This window comes from Pseudarthrobacter sp. J1738, from assembly GCF_050490315.1.
GTDB lineage: Bacteria > Actinomycetota > Actinomycetes > Actinomycetales > Micrococcaceae > JBNPEO01.
In genome coordinates, this window is the sequence record NZ_JBNPEO010000010.1 from 1 (window position 1) to 18,639 (window position 18,639).

At 59.5% G+C, this 18,639-nt stretch carries 17 protein-coding genes; 12 read left to right on the top strand and 5 right to left on the bottom strand.

The features are described 5' to 3' along the window. The first annotated feature begins 115 nt into the window (after positions 1-115). From ACQR35_RS11860 to dhaM, 7 genes are all read left to right on the top strand, one after another. Positions 116-1,405: an ISL3 family transposase gene (locus ACQR35_RS11860; protein WP_430268232.1), complete on the top strand. Its 1,290-nt coding sequence runs from the start codon at positions 116-118 to the stop codon at positions 1,403-1,405. Positions 1,406-1,547: 142 nt separating this feature from the next. Continuing rightward, entirely contained in the window at positions 1,548-1,832 is a 285-nt protein-coding gene (locus ACQR35_RS11865) for a hypothetical protein (protein WP_430270141.1), read from the top strand. Positions 1,833-1,985: 153 nt separating this feature from the next. Next, on the top strand, positions 1,986-4,070 hold the full coding sequence (locus ACQR35_RS11870) for an alpha/beta fold hydrolase (RefSeq protein WP_430270142.1): 2,085 nt from the start codon (positions 1,986-1,988) through the stop codon (positions 4,068-4,070). A gap of 84 nt (positions 4,071-4,154) precedes the next feature. Next, positions 4,155-4,673, top strand: a complete 519-nt coding sequence (locus tag ACQR35_RS11875; protein WP_430267703.1) for an amino-acid N-acetyltransferase — start codon at positions 4,155-4,157, stop codon at positions 4,671-4,673. A gap of 102 nt (positions 4,674-4,775) precedes the next feature. Next, the gene (gene dhaK, locus ACQR35_RS11880) at positions 4,776-5,777 is read left to right on the top strand and encodes a dihydroxyacetone kinase subunit DhaK (RefSeq protein ID WP_430270143.1); all 1,002 of its coding nucleotides are present in this window, start codon (positions 4,776-4,778) and stop codon (positions 5,775-5,777) included. A 1-nt stretch (position 5,778) separates the two neighbouring features. After that, the gene (dhaL, locus tag ACQR35_RS11885; protein ID WP_430270144.1) at positions 5,779-6,450 is read left to right on the top strand and encodes a dihydroxyacetone kinase subunit DhaL; all 672 of its coding nucleotides are present in this window, start codon (positions 5,779-5,781) and stop codon (positions 6,448-6,450) included. Then, the gene (gene dhaM, locus ACQR35_RS11890) at positions 6,447-7,145 is read left to right on the top strand and encodes a dihydroxyacetone kinase phosphoryl donor subunit DhaM (RefSeq protein WP_430267706.1); all 699 of its coding nucleotides are present in this window, start codon (positions 6,447-6,449) and stop codon (positions 7,143-7,145) included. Before dhaL ends, dhaM begins: the two co-directional genes overlap by 4 nt. A 125-nt stretch (positions 7,146-7,270) precedes the next feature. Here the strand turns inward: dhaM and ACQR35_RS11895 are convergent, their stop codons facing one another. Next, positions 7,271-8,257 carry an A/G-specific adenine glycosylase gene (locus ACQR35_RS11895; RefSeq protein ID WP_430270145.1) on the bottom strand — a complete coding sequence of 329 codons (987 nt, stop codon included), beginning with the start codon at positions 8,255-8,257 and terminating at the stop codon, positions 7,271-7,273. A gap of 96 nt (positions 8,258-8,353) precedes the next feature. On the opposite strand from ACQR35_RS11895, the gene ACQR35_RS11900 reads away from it, so the two are divergent. The 3 genes from ACQR35_RS11900 to ACQR35_RS11910 all read left to right on the top strand — a co-directional run bounded on the left by ACQR35_RS11900 (position 8,354) and on the right by ACQR35_RS11910 (position 10,902). Continuing rightward, a complete protein-coding gene (locus ACQR35_RS11900) occupies positions 8,354-9,640 on the top strand; it encodes a WXG100 family type VII secretion target (RefSeq protein ID WP_430270146.1) in 1,287 nt (428 codons plus the stop codon). Positions 9,641-9,678: 38 nt separating this feature from the next. Then, positions 9,679-10,155, top strand: coding sequence for a hypothetical protein (locus ACQR35_RS11905; protein WP_430270147.1), 477 nt, complete (start codon positions 9,679-9,681; stop codon positions 10,153-10,155). A gap of 84 nt (positions 10,156-10,239) precedes the next feature. Next, a complete protein-coding gene (locus tag ACQR35_RS11910; protein WP_430270148.1) occupies positions 10,240-10,902 on the top strand; it encodes a hypothetical protein in 663 nt (220 codons plus the stop codon). Between the two features lie 22 nt (positions 10,903-10,924). On the opposite strand, the gene disA is transcribed toward ACQR35_RS11910, so the two are convergent. After that, complete coding sequence (disA, locus tag ACQR35_RS11915) at positions 10,925-12,001, bottom strand: DNA integrity scanning diadenylate cyclase DisA (RefSeq protein ID WP_430267711.1); 1,077 nt, start codon at positions 11,999-12,001, stop codon at positions 10,925-10,927. A gap of 309 nt (positions 12,002-12,310) precedes the next feature. On the opposite strand from disA, the gene ACQR35_RS11920 reads away from it, so the two are divergent. Next, on the top strand, positions 12,311-13,924 hold the full coding sequence (locus ACQR35_RS11920) for a peptide chain release factor 3 (protein WP_430270149.1): 1,614 nt from the start codon (positions 12,311-12,313) through the stop codon (positions 13,922-13,924). 113 nt (positions 13,925-14,037) lie between these two features. Here ACQR35_RS11920 and ACQR35_RS11925 read toward each other — a convergent pair whose 3' ends face one another. From ACQR35_RS11925 to ACQR35_RS11935, 3 genes are all read right to left on the bottom strand, one after another. Beyond that, positions 14,038-14,571 (bottom strand): DinB family protein, encoded by a 534-nt coding sequence (locus tag ACQR35_RS11925; RefSeq protein ID WP_430267713.1) that lies wholly within the window; start codon positions 14,569-14,571, stop codon positions 14,038-14,040. 98 nt (positions 14,572-14,669) lie between these two features. Continuing rightward, positions 14,670-16,046 carry a DNA repair protein RadA gene (radA, locus tag ACQR35_RS11930; RefSeq protein WP_430267714.1) on the bottom strand — a complete coding sequence of 459 codons (1,377 nt, stop codon included), beginning with the start codon at positions 16,044-16,046 and terminating at the stop codon, positions 14,670-14,672. Positions 16,047-16,090: 44 nt separating this feature from the next. Beyond that, positions 16,091-17,218 (bottom strand): FUSC family protein, encoded by a 1,128-nt coding sequence (locus ACQR35_RS11935; RefSeq protein WP_430270150.1) that lies wholly within the window; start codon positions 17,216-17,218, stop codon positions 16,091-16,093. 282 nt (positions 17,219-17,500) lie between these two features. Between ACQR35_RS11935 and pstS the strand changes: the two genes are divergently transcribed. After that, entirely contained in the window at positions 17,501-18,622 is a 1,122-nt protein-coding gene (gene pstS / locus ACQR35_RS11940) for a phosphate ABC transporter substrate-binding protein PstS (protein ID WP_430270151.1), read from the top strand. Positions 18,623-18,639 lie beyond the last annotated feature (17 nt).

An 18,639-nucleotide genomic window follows, 5' to 3' on the forward strand; every position in this document is an offset into this window, starting at 1 on the left:
GGGCTCTCCGTGGTTCGTGGTGAAACGGGTTCCGTGTCTTGAAAGCTGAAGGGCTCGTAGCCCTGCTGTGATGGATGTTCTCTACGCATTCATCAAGAGTCAGGAGCTACGAGCCTTGATCGAGCCTACTTCCCCGCGCCCCGATGCTGCCACCGCCATTTTCAACCTGCCCGACTACCGCGTCACAGACACTGAGATCCTCACTTTCGGGCAGCGACGGGTCAGCGTTGAAGCCACTGCCGAGTCCGGCTGCCCATCCTGTGGTGTGATCAGCACCCGCGTGCATTCCCGCCGCCCACAACGTCTGCGCGACATCCCTGTCGCCGGCCCAGTCGAAGTGATCTGGGCCAAGCGGAGATTCTTCTGCGATGAGTACCTTTGCCCGCGGCGGACATTCGCCGAGGAGACCGCCCAGGTCCCGCGCCGCGCTCGGTCCACCCGCCGGCTCCGCGATGCCCTCGTGGCCGCCGTCATTGGATCCGGAAGGGCCGCCGCGGAAGCGGCCTCCTCGTTCGGTGTCTCATGGTGGCTGGTCCAGCGGGCTCTGGATTCCGCGGCGCTGACCCTGCCTGATGTTGATGCCCTGGCACCCCGGATGCTCGGCATCGATGAACACCGCTACCGTTCCGTGCGGTTCTTCCGCGACCCTTCCACCAAGGCCTGGAAACGCTACGAACCCTGGATGACGACCATTGTTGATCTGGACACCGGCCAGGTGCTCGGGATCGTGGACGGCCGCGACAGTGAGGGCGTCGGAGAATGGCTGTTCGCCCGCCCGCTTCAGTGGCGTCTGGGCGTGCAGGTCGTCGCGATCGACCCTTCCGCCGCGTTCCGCAAGGCCCTGCGGATGTGGCTCCCTCGCACCGCGGTCTCGGTCGATGCGTTCCACCTCGTCAAGCTCGGCAACGACATGCTCACCGAGGTCCGGCAACGTCTCACCCAGCAGGTCCATGGCCGGCGGGGACGTTCCATCGACCCGGTCTGGGCCAACCGGCGCCTGCTCCTGCGCGCCGGGGAATCACTCTCTGACCGGGCCCGGAACAGGCTCAGCACCGTGTTCGCAACCGACGACGCCACCGGAAAATTGCAGGCCGCATGGCTGGTCAAAGAGCAGCTCCGGACGCTGCTCGCCACCGGATCCCTTGCCGACGCGGCCGCCGCGAAAGAGCGCCTGCAGGCCCTGGTCGAACGCGCCGCTCAGCCGGAAACGAACCGGCTCTGGCGCACGGTCTGCCGGTGGTGGCAAGAGATTGAAGTCCTCATTGTCACCGGCGCGACAACGGCGAAAGTGGAAGCTAACAACACCGCGATCAAGCACATAAAAAGGACAGGCCGCGGATTCACCAACGCACGCAACTACAAAACGCGTATTCTGTTGCGCAGTGCCGCCAGAACAGCGGCATGAACATTCACCACGGCAGAACATTCACCACGAACCGTGAAGAGCCGCTTACAGTGGGTGCGTCGGGTTACCCCGGCAAGTACCGAAAAGGCCAAGCTAGCTCGGCCTGAAAAGCATTTCTCCAGCAACGGAAAGAGGTAGGCAAATGAGCACCGAATTCAATCCGGAAAATGTAGAGAACACCACTGAAGGCATCTTCAACAATGAGGGCGGCCTGAACAATCCGGATGGTGAGCGTCAGCCCACCGAGGGTAATGACCCGAATGGACAGCAGCAAGAGGGCGGCTTCGGCGGCCTCGGCGATTTGTCCGGCAAGGCCAACGAGGCTGTAGACGGCTTGCAAGAGCAGCACAGTGACAAGCTCGGTGGCTTCGGCGACAAGGCCAACGAAATGATCGATGGTGCGCAAGAAAAGTTTGGCAACAACTAGCGCCATCCCCCAAGTCAACTAGATAGTCATTGTGGCTGTTCCCTTCGAAGGGAACAGCCACAATGTTGTCTCAGGTGGGTTAGGCCTGAAGTAAACGTTTCACTCTGAGTGAAAGCCCTGTAATTTAGCTCACAATCCGGCTTGGATGGAGCTATGACTTCTTCCACACCGTTCCACAACATGGATCACTATTTGGCCATCCCCCGAGTTAGCGGCCTGGCCCTCAGCCCGGACGGGAAGCGACTCGTCACTACCGTGGCAACGCTCAACAACAAGGCCACCGAGTACAAGTCGGCGTTGTGGGAGTTGGACCCGGAAGGTGCCCGGCCCGCGCGTCGTATTACTCGAAGCGCCAAAGGCGAGGCCGGTGCTGTGTTTACAGCCAGCGGCGACCTGTATTTCACCTCCGCCCGGCCCGATCCTGAAACCTCGGAAGATGACCCGGTCAACGCACTGTGGCTCTTGCCGGCTGCTGGTGGCGAGGCTCGTGTGGTCTTATCCCGTGCTGGCGGAATCTCTGAGGTTCTTACTGCTTCCGCAGCCGAGGCGACTTTTGTTTCGGCCTCGGTTTTGCCCGGCGCCGCTGACGAAAGCGAAGACGAGGAGCGCCGCAAGTCCCGCAAGGACAAGTCAGTCGCAGCTATCCTCCACAGTGGATACCCGGTGCGTTATTGGGACGCTGACCTTGGGCCCGCGGAGCCGCGCCTGTTCGCCATCGAACCCGATACACAAGCTGATACAGAGAAGCGTGCTGACGCAGCGGCAGTACCCACCACCGTGGACGCGCTGCCACCACTAAAGCTCCGCAACCTCACCCCACACGTGCGTGGACAGCTGCGCGAGAGTCACAGCTCCGTGAGCCCGGACGGCAAAACCATCTACACCACCCTGAACCGAGGTGTGGCACGCGGCGACATGCGCGGCGATCTTGTTTCCGTGGACACCGAGTCCGGAACCATGCGGACACTTTTGGATACCGAAGGATTGGACTTTTACGCTGGGCCGGTGAGCCCGGACAATGGGACGCTGGCGTTTGTCGCGGAGTCGCATACCACCCCGCAGGAAGCGCCGCGCGTCCGGATGAACCTTCTGGATGTTGCCACGGGCCAGTCCCGTGAGCTCGCCCCCGATTGGGACAGGTGGGGGCACCCAGTGGCGTGGCTTCCAGACGGCAGCTCAGTATTGGTTACAGCTGACGACGACGGCGCCTCGCCGCTGTTCGCCGTCTCGGTGGCTGACGGGGCCGTCACCCGGGTGACGAAGGATGCCTCGGCGTACACGAATGTTCTGGTTGCGCCGGACGGCAAAACGGCCTACGCGCTGCGCAGCTCCTACGAGTTTCCCTCCGAGGTGGTGCGCATTGATCTTGCAAGTGGTGAAGTGACACGCCTGCAAGCTCCCGCCGAACGGCCCTCCTTCCCGGGAAAACTGGAGCGTGTTGAGACCGCCGCAGCGGATGGTGTCCGGGTCCCCGGCTACTTGGCCTTGCCGGAGGGTGCTTCGGAAGCAAACCCGGCTCCGCTACTGCTCTGGATTCATGGCGGGCCTTTGGGTTCGTGGAATGCGTGGACCTGGCGTTGGAACCCGTGGCTGCTCACTGCCAAGGGATATGCAGTGCTCTTGCCAGATCCGGCACTGTCAACCGGTTACGGTCAGGACTACATTCAACGCGGTTGGGGCGACTGGGGTAAAAACCCGTACACCGACTTGATGGCGCTGACCGATGCTGTGGAAAAACGTACAGACATCGATCACACACGCACCGCCGCAATGGGTGGTTCCTTCGGCGGGTACATGGCCAACTGGGTTGCCGGAAACACTGACCGGTTTAAGGCAATCGTCACCCACGCCAGCCTGTGGGCACTGGATCAGTTTGGCGCCACCACGGATGCGGCAATGTATTGGCTCAAAGAGATGACCCCAGAAATGATTGAGGCCAACTCGCCTCACCACCACGTGGAGAACATCAGTACACCCATGCTGGTGGTACACGGAGACAAGGACTACCGTGTGCCGATCGGCGAAGGTTTGCGTCTTTGGTATGAGCTGCTTTCCAAGTCCAAGCTCGCCGCTGACGACGACGGTAAAACTCCGCACCGCTTTTTGTACTTCCCAGATGAAAACCACTGGGTCCTACAGCCGCAGCACTCGAAGGTTTGGTACGGCGTGGTTGAGCAGTTCTTGGCCAAGCATGTTTTGGACAAAGACCTTGGCCTGCCAGAAACTCTAGGTTTGTAAACCCGGGTTCTAGGAAAGCTCAAACTATCCGCTTGGTCACTGTTGCAGTAACCAGCGTTGGGCACAGTGTGGGTGGGCCGTACTATGGGGAACGTGAGTTCCACGTTCCAGATTCGGCCCGCCCGCACTTCCGACGTCCCCGCCATCAAAGCATTGGTGGCGCCGCTGGCCGAAGAGCGAATTTTGATCGCCAAGGAATCCGTGGCGTACTACGAGGCCCTTCAAGAGTTCCGCGTGGCAGTCACCGAAGACGGAACAGTGATTGGGTGCGGAGCCTTGCACATTATGTGGGAGGACCTCGGAGAAATCCGCACTCTTGCCACTGACAGCGCTTGGCGTGGCCGGGGTGTGGGGCACCAGTTGGTCACCCGGTTGCTCAAAGACGCCGTGGAAATTGGCGTTAGCCGGCTTTTTTGCCTGACTTTTGAAGTGGACTTCTTTCAAAAGCACGGCTTCGAAGTGATGGCGGTACAAAGCGGTGTTGACCCTGCCGTGTACTCCGAGCTTCTGCGTTCCCACGACGAAGGTGTGGCCGAATTTTTGGACTTGGCCCGCGTTAAACCGAACACCCTTGGCAACACCCGGATGATTCGCGCTCTCTAAACATTCCAGTAGGCAAATTCCTCTACCCTGCACGGCGCCACGCGAGTATGGTCTGCTTTAGGTTTCAATTCTCAAAGCAGCCAGCAAACAGGGAGTTTCGCCATGAAAAAACTTATCAACGATCCGCGTGCAGTAGTGGACGAATCCGTAGAGGGATTTGGTCTAGCCCACGCCGACCTCGTGACAGTTAACACCGAGCCGATGTACATCACGCGCAAAGATGCGCCGGTGGCCGGCAAAGTCGGTTTGGTTTCCGGCGGCGGTAGCGGCCACGAACCACTTCACGCCGGTTACGTAGGCTTCGGAATGCTCGACGCCGCAGTGCCCGGCGCCGTTTTCACCTCCCCAACACCTGACCAGATTATTCCGGCCACTCTGGCCGTTAACTCAGGTGCCGGCGTCGTACATATTGTGAAGAACTACACCGGTGACGTGCTCAACTTTGAGACCGCGGCGGAGATGGCGGAGGCGGAAGGCGTACAGGTGCGCACCGTTTTAGTGAACGACGACGTCGCGGTAGAAGATTCGCTCTACACCGCCGGGCGGCGCGGGGTGGGCGGCACTGTTTTGGTTGAGAAAATTGCCGGCGCCGCGGCCGAACGCGGCGATGACCTGGACGCCGTTGCGGCCATCGGAAACAGAGTCAACGAGAACGTTCGTACTATGGGTGTGGCGCTCTCCGCATGCACCGTTCCACACGCAGGTGTGCCCAGCTTTGACCTCGAAGAGAACGAGATTGAGATTGGAATCGGCATTCATGGCGAACCTGGCCGGCACAAGATCGCAATGGAAAACGCTGACGGAATCACCGCCCGCCTCCTAGAACCAGTCACCTCTGATCTAGGGCTTAAGTCCGGGGAGAACGTGCTGCTCTTTGTCAACGGAATGGGCGGGACACCACTGAGCGAGCTATACATCGTCTACCGCAAGGCACATGCGCTGCTCGCCGACGCCGGAGTCACCGTGGAACGCTCGCTGGTGGGCAACTACATCACCGCACTCGAAATGCAGGGCTGCTCCATCTCTGTGCTGCGACTCGACGAGGAAATGACCCAACTCTGGGACGCGCCAGTGCACACCGCAGCACTGCGCTGGGGGAAGTGAAATGACAGAAACGCTTGATACAGGATGGGCTATTCGCTGGCTTCAGGGCTGTGCCGAAGTGATCGCCGCACACCGCGAGGAACTGATGAACTTGGACAGGGCCATTGGCGACGCTGATCACGGCGAAAACATGGACCGCGGCTTCCAAGCAGTTATCCAGAAGCTCTCCGAAACGCCTCCTGAGAGTCCCGGCGCCGCGTTTAAACTCACCGCCATGACGCTGATGTCCAAGGTGGGCGGGGCCGCCGGTCCCCTCTACGGGACAGCATTCTTGCGTGCAGCTACAGCGGTGGGCGAGGTGCCAGAGCTCGACGGCACGTTGCTGTCCACCGCTCTTACCGCAGCTCGCGACGGCATTGTTGCCCGCGGCAAGGCCGAAGTGGGTGACAAAACCATGATTGACGCGTGGACTCCGGCGGTCGAAGCGGCACAAAAGGCCGCAGCGCAGGATCCATCCGGCGTCGTAGCTGTCCTTGAAGCCGCAGCGCTTGCCGCCGAAGCTGGTGCCGTGGCGACTGACCCACTGGTGGCGCGCAAGGGGCGGGCTAGCTATTTGGGGGAGCGAAGCGCCGGGCATCGAGATCCAGGTGCGGCCTCCACTGCCTTGTTGTTGCGAGCAGCCGTTGATGCAGCTGGCTCTGCAGATTCAGCTGACGCTGGGGCTCCGGCATGACGGTGGGCTTGGTAGTCGTCTCGCACAGTTCAAAAATCGCTGAAGGTGCCGTGGAACTCGCCGCCCAAATGGCTCCGGACGTCAAAATTGTGGCCGCCGGTGGCACGGATGATGGCCGAATTGGGACCAGCCTGGAGTTGGTCATGGATGCCATGGGCTCCGCCGAATCAGGTGGTGGTGTGGTGGTCCTGACTGACTTGGGATCGGCTGTGATGACAGCCGAATCGGCGCTCGAGTTCATTGGCTCTCCGCCGGATATCCTGCTGGCCGACGCGCCCCTGGTGGAAGGTTTGGTGGCTGCTGCTGTGGCTGCCCAGGGTGGCGGAACGCTGGAGCAGGTCAAGTCCGCAGCTGAGCATGCTTTACTGCCCGCGGGATTTGGTGCTGCTGCCACTGCCACTTCCGGTGCAACTGGTGCAGGGCTCGCCGAGACTGCTCCGGCTGTGACCGGCGAGTTCGTTCTACCCAACCAGCTCGGCTTGCACGCCCGGCCCGCCGCGGTGTTGGCCGGAGCGCTCTCAGCCCTCGACGTTGAGATTGAAATCAACGGGGTGGACGCGCAATCGATCATGATGTTGATGAGCTTGGCCGCGAAACAGGGCAGCACACTTTCGGTTCGTGCCACCGGGCCCGATGCGCAGAAAGCAGTGGACTTTGTGGGCCAAAAAGTCCAAGAGGGCTTCGGCGAACTCTAAGCCCCCCGCCAACTCGCCCTTCTCACCTGAGCCGTCTTCACCCCCCGCCGAGTTGGCATTTAATGCTGATGTTTTCGCAGAACATTGGCATTAAATGCACACTCGGCGGGGGTGACGGAGGGAAATTAGCTCGGGAGTTGGATTCCGGCAGGGGAGCGTTTGGCCAGACCGTCGTTCACCAGCCCAGCAAGGATACGTTCCAGCCGTTCGGGCTCAGGATTAAGCCCATGCAACGCCGCCAGAGGCACCGAGATGCACTCCGAATCCAAATGCAGATCCACCGGAGCCACAAAAAACGCACCCTCGGCCACCGGCTGCTCAGCTTCACGCAACACAGCCATCACTGCGCCACGCAATTGCCGGTCAGTCCCGTGCCACGGCTGACCTTTAGGAATGTACGACGGCGGCGGCTGGCCTTGGGCGCGCCACTGACACTGTGCAGCTACCGGACACTGCGCACACTTGGGTGATCGGGCGGTACAGATCAAGGCTCCAAGCTCCATGACTGCCGCATTCCACATCACCGATGCGGCCGGATCTTCGGGCAGAAGTTCATTCGCCAATTGAGTTTCGGCCGCCGTCAAAGATTGCGCCGGCAACGCCGTACCTGAGACTAAGCGGGCATGCACCCGGCGAATATTCGTATCCACCACGGTAGTGCGGCGCCCGTAGGCGAACGCTGACACAGCAGCAGCGGTGTAACTACCCACGCCTGGGAGCGAAAGGAGGTCTTGGTACGCGGCCGGGACCACGCCGTCGTACGCTTCCGTAATAGCTATTGCGGCGGCATGTAAGCGTAAGGCCCGGCGCGGGTAGCCCAGCCGGCCCCATGCGCGTACTGCCTCACCGCTGGGCTCGGCAGCCAGCGCATCGGGTGTTGGCCAGCGTTGCATCCACTGTTCCCACACAGGCAAAACCCTCACCACCGGGGTTTGCTGGAGCATAATTTCGCTCACCAAAATTCCCCAAGCAGTACACTCAGGGCTGTTCCTCAACAATGTCCGCCAGGGTAGGTCGCGGCCGTTGTTATGGAACCAGTCAGCGAGTTTGTTGTGCAGCAAACTCAGCGTGGCCGGCTCCGGGACGCTGCTGAGATGGGAAGTGGTACCCATCGACGGGGTGAGTGAGGGTGTAATAGTTTCGATGTATCCACTCTATTTGAAGAGCGAAAGTCGCGAGCGTGGAGCAGGAATGGATGGGGGAAATCGATGGCAGGCTTCTACGGCGCGGACGTTGAACAGCTCAAGGCGCTCGCAGGCGATTTTGACAAGTCAGCCAGCACCTTCCGCACACTCGCGCAACAGCTGAACCAAATGGTTGAAAAGTCGGACATGTGGAAAGGCAACGACGCCGAACGCTTCCGGGCACAATGGCGCAGCAATCTGCGTCAACAGCTCAACAACTCTGCCCTCGCGTTGCAAAAAGAGGCCAAAGCGCTCAAGAAAAACGCTGAGGAACAGGCTCAAAGCTCAAATGCTGCTAGCGGCGGAACTGGCGGCAGTAGCTCCGGTTCGGGCGGAGGCCCTGTCAGTGGCCCCGGCGCCGGCCCCGGCGACTCCACCAAAGTTGTAGTGAAGGACAAAGACGGCAACCCCATTTTGGTGGACAAAAAGTGGTCCTTGCTCGGCGGCAACGGGCAAACCACTGTCACCAATACCTCCGGGACGGACGCCTCCGCGGATGGGCACATCAAGCGAGACGGCACAAACCTAAACCTTGACGGCAAAGCCGACGCGCGCGCCGGGTACGGCGCTAAAGCAGACACCACATATCAAAACGGGCCGGTCAAATTTAATGACACCACCGAAGGGTTTGTTGGAGCACGGGCCTCCACGGACGGCAAATTGCACCTAGGCTTGGACGGAATCAACGGCGAAGTCCACGGTGAAGCCTTTGTTGGGGCCGAAGTGAAATCAACTAAAACCACCAGCTTGGCCGACAATTGGCTGGTTGTGACGGACACCAACAGGGTGATGTACGGCGCTGAAGTCAAGGGTGACGGAGACGTTCGGATGGGGCCCGGCGGTATGCAAGCCACCGGCAATGTTGAAGCATTCGCAGGTGTGCGCTCCACTGACACCAAAGAAGCGTCGTTCTTAGGCGGCCTGTTCAAAGTTGGCGGAGAAACAGACGCCAAAGCTGGCGCTTGGGCCAGTGCAGGAACCCCCGGCGCGGGCTGGGAATCAGGTGATGGAGGCGGTAAGTGGAGCGCTTCGGGAACCGATGCTGGGGCTGGGGCAGAAGCCGAACGAACCCAGTACACCGAAATCCTGGGTCAACGTGTAGGTGTTAAGGGGTCGGTCGCAGCTGGGGCCGGCGAAGGAGAGACCTTTGACATTTCACCCCAAGCGGGCGGGGTTAAGATTGCCATTGGCGCCAAGCTAACAGACGTTGTTGGCCTTGGTGGCGGTGTGTCAGTGGACATCAGCGCACCGCGCGCCCTCGAATCAGTAACTGGTTTTGGCAGCTTTGTGAAGAAACAAGTCCTTGGGTAGCACCGAATACGTCCTGAGCAGAAGTGAGGAAACACCACATGACTGAAACAATCTTCCCGTCAACAGAACTACCGGCCTACCCGCACATTGCTGCGGAGCTGCCCAGCGACTGGACCAAACGTGCCATGCCGGACGCGCTCGGAGCACTTGTTAAGACAGTTACGGAAGGCCGCTACGCACCGAACATTGTATTGTCCGTAACCCGCCGCGGACCAGACTTCAAACTCGAGGAACTAGCCCCGGTTATTGAAGCAACCCTCAAGGACCTCGATGGCGCAGAGCCTATTGACTCCGCCTATGTTGAACTGAACGGGCTGCGTTGGTTTGTGCACGAGGTTGGTTACCAGCACCCACAAGCGGGAACACTCGTGCAGCTGGTAGCCGTTGCTGGTGTGGAAAACGGAGGGGCAATTGACCTCATCCAACTCAACGGCAGCTGCCCCCTGGGCGCTGATGACTCCCTCCTCAATGAGTTGCGCACCGTGATTGCCAGCATAAAGGTGACACTCGTATAGTCCTCGCCTGTTCTGGCGGTGATTTGCCTCTCGCGGCGGCGTGGTTGGCGGATTTAGTGCCATACGCTACTTAACCTTGTAACCATGGCTAGGCAGGACAACTCAAAAACACCGGCGCGCGCACCCCGCGGCAATTCATCCCGCGGCACATCATCCAAGCGCAAGCCGAGCGCAGCAGTCTACCGTCGCCGTCGGCTTTTTCTGGTTTTGATCCTGCTGGTGATTGTGGCGCTCGTGGTGGGTGCCGTCGTCGCAATCTCCGCCATGACCCGCAGCAATGGCGAGGAAAACGCCAACCCAGCCAGCTCGAATACGGCCCAAAGCCCCAGCCCTACTGCAACAGCACCCAAAACGCCGGTATGCGACGAAGGCCTAGTCAAGGTCACGGCGAGCACGGACAAAGAAAGCTATGCAGCCAACGAGAAACCCAAGTTGACGCTCAAAGTCTCCAACGAGGGAAAGGTTGCCTGCCCGCTAAACCTTGGAACCTCGCAAATGGAATTCCTGATCTCCAGCGGCCAAGACCGGATCTTTAGCTCGCGGGACTGCCTCGCGAACCCCACCAATCTGAGCAAAACACTCGCTCCCGGCGCATCAGAAACTGCCACCTTTGTGTGGGAACGAAACCGATCCGCTGAAGGGTGTGTAGCTGTCAACGCAACGCCCGGAGCTGGTGGGGCCACCTATATTTTTCAGGCCACCTTGGGTACACGAACCAGCCCCAAGGCACCTTTTCAGCTGAAGTAAGGCGGCGTTATTAGAGCCGGGTTTAGAGGAACCGGTCTAGCAGGCTCGCCTCGGCCATACGGCTGAGCCCCTCGCGGACAGTGCGGGCACGCTGCTCGCCAATGCCGTCCACGGTCATCAAGTCTTCGATGGTTGCGGCCATGAGGTATTGCAGCCCGCCGAAATGATCCACCAGACGGTCGGCAACGGCCTTCGGAACAGCCTTAAGGCCGGACAACAAACGGTAACCACGCGGCTGCACAATGGCGTCGAGCGTGTCCACACCGCCAGCAAAACCGATGATTCCGGCAATTTTGCCCAGATCAATCAGTTCCGAGGCGCCAAGATCCAAGAGTTTCTGAACCGCCGCTTCTACGTCTTCAGCTGAAGCCTCAGCGCCGGCGTAATCGCGGATGATGACGTCCGAACCCGGGCCGCGGCCCACCGTCAGCTCATCCAATTGCAAGGACAAAAGACGCCCGTCAACACCAAGTTCCAGAACGTATTGCGAGATCTCCTCGGAAATGCGCCGCACCATCTCTTGGCGTTGCAGCGTGATTGCCACGTCGCGGACAGTCACCATTGCTTCGATTTCGAGGGCAGAAAGTGAACTTGTGACCTGATCCAAGCGCGAACGGTAACGCTCCAAAGTTGCTAGGGCTTGGTTGGCGCGCGCCAAAACCTTCTCAGAGCCCTCCAACACGTGGCGCAAACCGTTGACGTACAGCGCGATGATCTGCATAGATTGGCTAACCGAAACCACAGGGACACCGGTCTGGATGGCAACTCGCTCAGCTGTGCGGTGGCGCGTACCAGATTCTTGCGTTTCGATGCTGGAATCCGGGACCAACTGGACAGCGGCGCGCAGAATGTTGCTTGCATCCCGGTCGCACACAATGGCGCCGTCCATTTTGGCAAGTTCACGCAGTCGGGTTGGCGAAAAATCGATTCCAATGTCGAATCCACCGGAACAAATTGAGTCAATTGTTCGGTCCGAGCCGAGCACAATCAGCGCACCGGTGCGGCCGCGCAGGATTCGTTCAAGACCGTCACGCAACGGGGTGCCTGGGGCAACGCGTGCCAACGTTGCTTTGAGCGATTCTTCAGGCGTGCGCGCCATATTTGTGTTCCTCCACCGTTGCCGGATCGGCCGGCTCAGGCGGCCAGATAGGCCGCGACTTTGTGGAATCCAAAAGTGCCTTGGACTCGCCTTGAACAATCATACGGCCTGACCCACCCCAAAACCGCACCAGTGCTAGGCAAAGTGCCCCAAAAGACTTTTGCAGCTGCACCCCTTTAGTGCACTGCAATGTACGACGTCGGGAGGCCCATTTGGGTGCCTGCGCTAAACTTGAGATTCCCGCCGCCACGCGATTTCGGCCCATGGCCGGCGCCCAGTTCACAGCACTCCCGTAGCGAAAGCAGCACCGTGTCTCAAGACATCCTCCGCCCAGTCCGTGGCAACGAAATCGAAAAGCAAGCGGCCCGTCGTCGTACCTTCGCGGTTATCTCCCACCCTGACGCCGGAAAGTCGACTCTCACCGAAGCGCTGGCACTTCACGCGAAGGTCATCGGCACCGCCGGTGCGTCCTCGGGTAAAGCCAACCGTAAAGAGACAGTCTCCGACTGGATGCAGATGGAGCAGGACCGCGGTATTTCCATCAGCTCCGCTGCGCTGCAGTTTGATTACCGGGACACTGTGATCAACCTCTTGGATACGCCAGGTCACGCCGACTTCTCTGAAGATACCTACCGTGTACTCGCTGCCGTGGACTGTGCAGTGATGCTTGTGGATGCAGCTAAAGGCCTCGAAACGCAGACCATGAAGCTCTTTGAAGTGTGTAAGCAGCGCAATCTGCCCATCATTACGGTGATCAACAAGTGGGACCGGCCGGGTTTGGACGCTTTGGCATTGATGGACGAGATCACTGAACGAACCGGTTTGTTGCCAATGCCTTTGACCTGGGCCGTTGGTATCTCGGGGGATTTCCGTGGTGTTTGGGATTTGCGCAACGATCGCTTTGCCCAGTTCAAGCGCAACAACGCTGGTGCAAACATTGCCATTACCGAATACTTCACCCCAGAACAGGCCCTTGAAAATCAAGGTGCGGACTGGGAGAACGCGGTGGATGAGGCGGAATTGGTCATCGATTCCAACCTGGCCTTCAACGTTGATGAATTCCATGCAGGTAAGGCAACTCCTGTCCTCTTCAGCTCCGCAGCACTGAACTTTGGTGTTAAGGAAATCCTCGATGCTCTGGTGGATTTTGCTCCCCAGGCCTCACCCCGCCCCGACGTTACGGGAGAAACTCGGCCAGTTGACGCACCGTTCTCTGGCTTTGTCTTTAAGGTGCAGGCCGGTATGAACAAGGCCCACCGTGACCACGTTGCCTTTATTCGTGTGTGCTCGGGCAAGTTTGAGCGCGGCATGGTGGTCACTCAAGGGCGCACCAACAAATCTTTCGCCACTAAGTACGCTCAACAAGTTTTTGGCCGCGAACGTGAAGTTATTGATGAGGCCTTCCCCGGCGACGTTGTGGGTTTGGTCAACGCCTCATCCTTGCGCGTGGGGGACAGCCTGTTTATTGAGCAGCCGGTGGAATTTCCGGCCATCCCGCTCTTCGCTCCTGAACACTTCCAGGTTGCCCGGTCCAAGGACCCCAGCAAGTTCAAGCAGTTCCGCCGGGGAATTGAGCAGCTGGAACACGAAGGTGTTATCCAGGTTCTGCGCTCAGACATTCGTGGCGACCAAGCACCGGTTCTTGCGGCCGTTGGTCCCATGCAGTTTGAGGTGGTGCAGGACCGGATGGAGCACGACTTTAACGCTCCGATGCGCCTAGAACGTTTGCCGTACTCCATGGCTCGGCTCACCACGCTGGACACCATGCCTGTACTGGCGAATGTGGTTGGCGCCGAGGTGCTTTTGCGTTCCGACGGGGAGTACTTGGCCCTGTTTAACGATATTTGGGCGCTTCGCCGGATCCAGAAGAACTACCCGGATTTGGTCCTCGAGACTATCGGTAGCGAACGCCCGCAGTTCTAGCAGCACCTACCACCCACGCCACGTCCATTCCTTCCGCCGAACCCTGCGCTGGACTCTTCGCCGAGGTCGGTGCAACGCTGCGAGCTCCCCGCAAATGTCAGGGGATTTCGGCGCTATGCACCGACTTCGCGGGCTGGCAGGGGTGAATCGACGGCGATGATTTGCTCCCTGAGGATGTCGGCGTGCCCACAATGTTGGGCTAGCTCGCGCAGCACATGCAGGTAGATCCAGCGCAGTGGCAAGGGTCCTCGGCGGTTGTGGATGACTAGATCGTCCAAACTGAGCTCCGCTGTTGCAGCACGTGATGCGTCGCAGGCACTTTGGTAGGCCGCCAGGACCGAATCAATGGTGTCTTCAGAGGTCAAAACAAATGACTCGTCGGGAGTAGCCGGGATGCCAATCTCGGCTCTGCTCCGGCCAGTAATTGCCTCGTTGAACCACACCTGTTCCACAAAGCTGGCGTGTTTCACCAGTCCTAGGAGGGTTGTCCTCGAAGGCACCAGCCGTCGTCGTACTTGTTCTTCGGTGAGCGAATCTAGACTCGCGGCTAAAGCATTTCGGTGATCGTCGATAAACGCCTCGAACTGCTCGCGCAGCGGTTGGGTGAAAACGTCCTGCGTGGAGGCTGCTTTTGCTGGGGTGCTCATGCGAAAAGTATCCCAGCCGCGCGCGAGGTCGGTGCAACGCCGCGAGCTCCCCGCAAATTAACCGGGAAAACGCCGCTATGCACCGACCTCGGCGGAAATTAGTTGCCGATGAGAAGGTCCAGGGCTTCGGCGAGGTGGCCCACTTCGCGCACCGAGAAACCTGCCGGAACTGGGCCGGGTCCGTTGGGGCTTGATGGCACAACAGCATGCGTGAATCCGAGCCGGTGAGCTTCTTGAATGCGCTGGTTGATCCCGGGAACAGGCCGCACTTCACCCGCCAAACCCACCTCGCCGAAAGCAATAAGCTTTTGTGGCAGCGCCTTCTTGGCCTTGGCGCTGGCCACGGCAAGAGCCACGGCAAGATCAGTGGCCGGTTCGCTCAGTTTCACCCCGCCCACCGTGGCCACATAGGAATCGTCCTTGTGCAATAGGCATCCCGCGCGCTGCTGCAAAACCGCCAGCAGCATGGCCACTCGCGAACTATCCAACCCACTTGTTGCCCGGCGCGGTTGGGAGTTTGGGGACTCGGCTAACAAGGCCTGAACCTCAGCGAGGAGCGGTCGACGCCCCTCGAGCGTCACCGTAATGCAGGTTCCGGAAACTGGTTCTTTTGTTCGCGAAACAAAAAGCCCGCTGGGATCAGCCAGGCCTTCAATTCCATCCTCGTTCAGATCAAAACAGCCCACTTCATCCGTGGGCCCGTAGCGGTTCTTCACGGCGCGCAGCAGGCGCAGCCGGGAGTGCCTCTCGCCTTCAAATTGGCACACCACATCAACCAGGTGCTCCAACAAGCGCGGCCCGGCAATGGACCCGTCCTTGGTCACATGCCCTACCAAAAGTGTGGTGATGTTCCGGCGTTTGGCGGAGGCAATCAGGGACGCAGCAACCTCGCGTACTTGGGACACACCGCCGGCGCTGCCATCCACGTCAGCACTGCTGAGCGTTTGCACGGAGTCCACAATCAACAAGCGCGGCTCTACCCGTTCAACCTGTCCCAAGGCTTGGCCCAGGTCAGTTTCCGCTGACAAATACAGTGAATCCGCGACGGCGTTGATCCGCTCTGCGCGCAGTTTCACTTGGGCGGCAGATTCCTCACCCGTGATGTACAAAACTTCCCGCCCACCACGTGCGAACTTGGCAGCAACATCTAGTAGGAGCGTTGACTTGCCTACCCCGGGCTCTCCGGCAAGCAAAATGACCGCACCGGGGACCAAACCGCCACCCAACACGCGGTCGAGTTCATCAACGCCGGTGGGAAGAAAAGCCGCTGTGGTGGCGTCCACCTCACCAATAGGTACCGCTGGCTGCAAAACAGTGGTTGCCGCCGTCGTTCTGGCTACTGTGGCGCCGGCCTCCTCGACGGTTCCCCACGCTTGGCACTCGCCGCAACGCCCCACCCATTTGACGGTTGTCCAGCCGCATTCGGAGCATTTATATGCAGGCGCTTTGTTGCCGCGAGTCGTTTTACTAGCCATAAATTCAGCCTAGCCGGGGCCGCTGACAAACAAGGCAATGGCGTCTACAGCTCGGGGAGATATCCTCGCGCCTCGTCGGCTTCAATCCCGGATGCTTCCATGAGGTCCACCATCAGTGGCCGGAACAGCATCACCACGGTTTCGCCCTCAAGCCGTTCCACACCAAGCATGCGTGGGTGTAGGCGCAAGGACACGGCGGCTAGGTCTTGGCGGGCGTTGCGGACATGTGCTTCCCGGGCGCGGGCGTCAGTGGCGGACAAGCCTGCAGCGAGCACATCGATGGCGTCGGCAGTTTCCTCAAGAACCTCAGCAATGTTCTCGGTGGCGGCGTCGGAAAGTGCCGCGTGGTTGATGGCGCTAGTGAGGCGGCGCGCAAAAACACGCGAATTACGTAGTGCAAGGTCAACGAATTCCAAGGAGTGTTCGAGCCGATTGATCTCGTCCTTGTGCCGTCTATACGCCGGGGCAATGGAGGTGACTTCTCCGGAGGCGCGCAGTGTTTGCCGCATCGAATCAACAAGCGGCTGGCAACTGCGGGCTCGAACTAGGGCATGCCACGCGGCAGTTGAATCGTTGGACTGAAGCGAGGTGGCGCATTCGCGCAGCACTAGGCCAAATTCACGGAGGATTTTGGTCATGTCCTGGCGTGGCTCCCGCCGGGGGTCTTTAGCGGCCAGCATGGTGACCAGTAGTGCAAACACGCCACCGACGACGGCATCCAGACTGCGGGTAAACGGCCCGCCGGCGGGTGCCGGCAGCAAAACTACCAAGAGTGACTGCAAGCCCAATTGAGTGGTGAAGATGCTGCCGCTGTCCAGGAACCGTGCAAGAAGGATGGAAAAGAACAGTACGACGGCGGCAACCAAGATCCCGCCGCCCAGCCAGTGGAGTAGTAAATCGCCTACAACGATGCCCAGTGTGCAGCCGAGTCCTACTTCAATAACGCGGCGCAGCCGCGGTTCACGAGAAAATCCCAAGGCAATGAGGGATGAGGTTGCGGCGAAGAGTGGGCCGGTATGCCCCAACACGTATTCTGCGAAGGCGTAGGCGGCGACTGCGCAAATGGTCATTTGTAGCGCTGGAACAACGGAATTCCGGCTGCGCACGGCACCGGTGTGAAACCGTTTACTCAAGTGTTTGCGGAGGGCGGGTAGTCCGGTCGCTGGGGCCATGGGCTAAGTCTATTTGTTGACGATCGTACGCGGGGCAGTTCACATACTGTCAATAAGTTTGACGGCAAGGGTATTGCTATCGTGGCGCTAAATGTGTAAGCAAGGTAACACGTCGAGTTAACCCTCCGTTCACCTTGGGCCGTGAATTCCGTTACCTATGCCCCATAACTTCGTTGAAGGTACAAAAGTACGCACTACCGAAAAACTGCTCCTGTTCTCAGGAGGCACCCGGTTCACGCCGGTTCGGCTCGCATCGAAAACACCCTGGAAGGGGTTCATCTAGTGAAGACATTTCGCTTCGGCCGCCACGCGGCTCTCGCTGTAATTGCAGCCGGCGCACTCGCGCTCACCGCTTGCGGTTCGGACAACGCAACCGGCACCACCCCCAGCAACGGCTCATCTGCTTCAGGTGCAGGTGTAAAGGGCACCCTGACCGGTATCGGCTCCTCTGCACAGGGTGCAGCCATGGACGCTTGGAAGACCGCGTTTGCAGCTGCCAACCCGGGCGCAACCGTGCAGTACTCCCCGGATGGTTCCGGCGCAGGCCGTAAGGCAATCATTGACGGTTCTGCTCAGTTCGCTGGTTCTGATGCTTACCTCAAGGACACCGAGCTGGCAGACGCCAAGGCTAAGTGTGGTCCGGAAGGCGCAATTGACGTCCCGGTTTACATTTCCCCGATTGCTATTGCTTTCAACTTGCCTGATGTCAAGGAACTGAAGCTCGATGCTGACACCACCGCAAAGATCTTCCGCGGCAAAATTGCCAAGTGGAACGACCCGGCTATCGCAGCACTGAACCCGGGCGTGACCCTCCCGGACCTCAAGGTAACCCCGGTCAACCGCTCGGATGACTCTGGTACCACCAAGAACTTCACCGAATACCTTTCCGCTGTAGCCTCGACTGTGTGGACGGACAAGGCCGACGGTGTATGGCCTGACTCTCTCAAGGGCGAGAACGCAAAGGGCACCTCCGGTGTTGTAAAGACTGTTACTGACACCCCCGGTGCAGTGACCTACGCTGATGACTCTGCAGTCTCCGGCAAGCTCGGTGTTGCTCAGATCAAGGTTGGCGAGAGCTTCGTAACCATCTCTGCCGAGGCTGCTGCAAAGGCAGTTGAGGTCAGCAAGCAGGCTGACGGCCGCGCCGCGAATGACCTTGCTATCAAGCTGGATCGCAAGACCACCGAGGCTGACACCTACCCGATCGTTCTGGTGTCCTACCACGTACTCTGCACCACCTACGATTCCAAGGAAACCGCTGACCTGGTCAAGGCTTTCGAGAACTACGTAGTTTCCGATGAGGGCCAGAACGCTGCTGCAGATGCTGCAAAGTCTGCACCGTTGTCCAAGTCGCTGCAGGAAAAGGCCAAGGCAGCAATCGCTACCGTCAAGGCCAAGGCATAATCAACACTTGAGTAACC

Excerpts from the sequence above, each read along its gene's own strand:
- ACQR35_RS11865 (WP_430270141.1), top strand. The coding sequence starts at position 1,548 with ATGAGCACCGAATTCAATCCGGAAAATGTAGAGAACACCACTGAAGGC.
- ACQR35_RS11870 (WP_430270142.1), top strand. The coding sequence starts at position 1,986 with ATGACTTCTTCCACACCGTTCCACAACATGGATCACTATTTGGCCATC.
- ACQR35_RS11875 (WP_430267703.1), top strand. The coding sequence starts at position 4,155 with ATGGGGAACGTGAGTTCCACGTTCCAGATTCGGCCCGCCCGCACTTCC.
- dhaK (WP_430270143.1), top strand. The coding sequence starts at position 4,776 with ATGAAAAAACTTATCAACGATCCGCGTGCAGTAGTGGACGAATCCGTA.
- dhaL (WP_430270144.1), top strand. The coding sequence starts at position 5,779 with ATGACAGAAACGCTTGATACAGGATGGGCTATTCGCTGGCTTCAGGGC.
- dhaM (WP_430267706.1), top strand. The coding sequence starts at position 6,447 with ATGACGGTGGGCTTGGTAGTCGTCTCGCACAGTTCAAAAATCGCTGAA.
- ACQR35_RS11895 (WP_430270145.1), bottom strand. The coding sequence starts at position 8,257 with ATGGGTACCACTTCCCATCTCAGCAGCGTCCCGGAGCCGGCCACGCTG.
- ACQR35_RS11900 (WP_430270146.1), top strand. The coding sequence starts at position 8,354 with ATGGCAGGCTTCTACGGCGCGGACGTTGAACAGCTCAAGGCGCTCGCA.
- ACQR35_RS11905 (WP_430270147.1), top strand. The coding sequence starts at position 9,679 with ATGACTGAAACAATCTTCCCGTCAACAGAACTACCGGCCTACCCGCAC.
- ACQR35_RS11910 (WP_430270148.1), top strand. The coding sequence starts at position 10,240 with ATGGCTAGGCAGGACAACTCAAAAACACCGGCGCGCGCACCCCGCGGC.
- disA (WP_430267711.1), bottom strand. The coding sequence starts at position 12,001 with ATGGCGCGCACGCCTGAAGAATCGCTCAAAGCAACGTTGGCACGCGTT.
- ACQR35_RS11925 (WP_430267713.1), bottom strand. The coding sequence starts at position 14,571 with ATGAGCACCCCAGCAAAAGCAGCCTCCACGCAGGACGTTTTCACCCAA.
- radA (WP_430267714.1), bottom strand. The coding sequence starts at position 16,046 with ATGGCTAGTAAAACGACTCGCGGCAACAAAGCGCCTGCATATAAATGC.
- ACQR35_RS11935 (WP_430270150.1), bottom strand. The coding sequence starts at position 17,218 with ATGGCCCCAGCGACCGGACTACCCGCCCTCCGCAAACACTTGAGTAAA.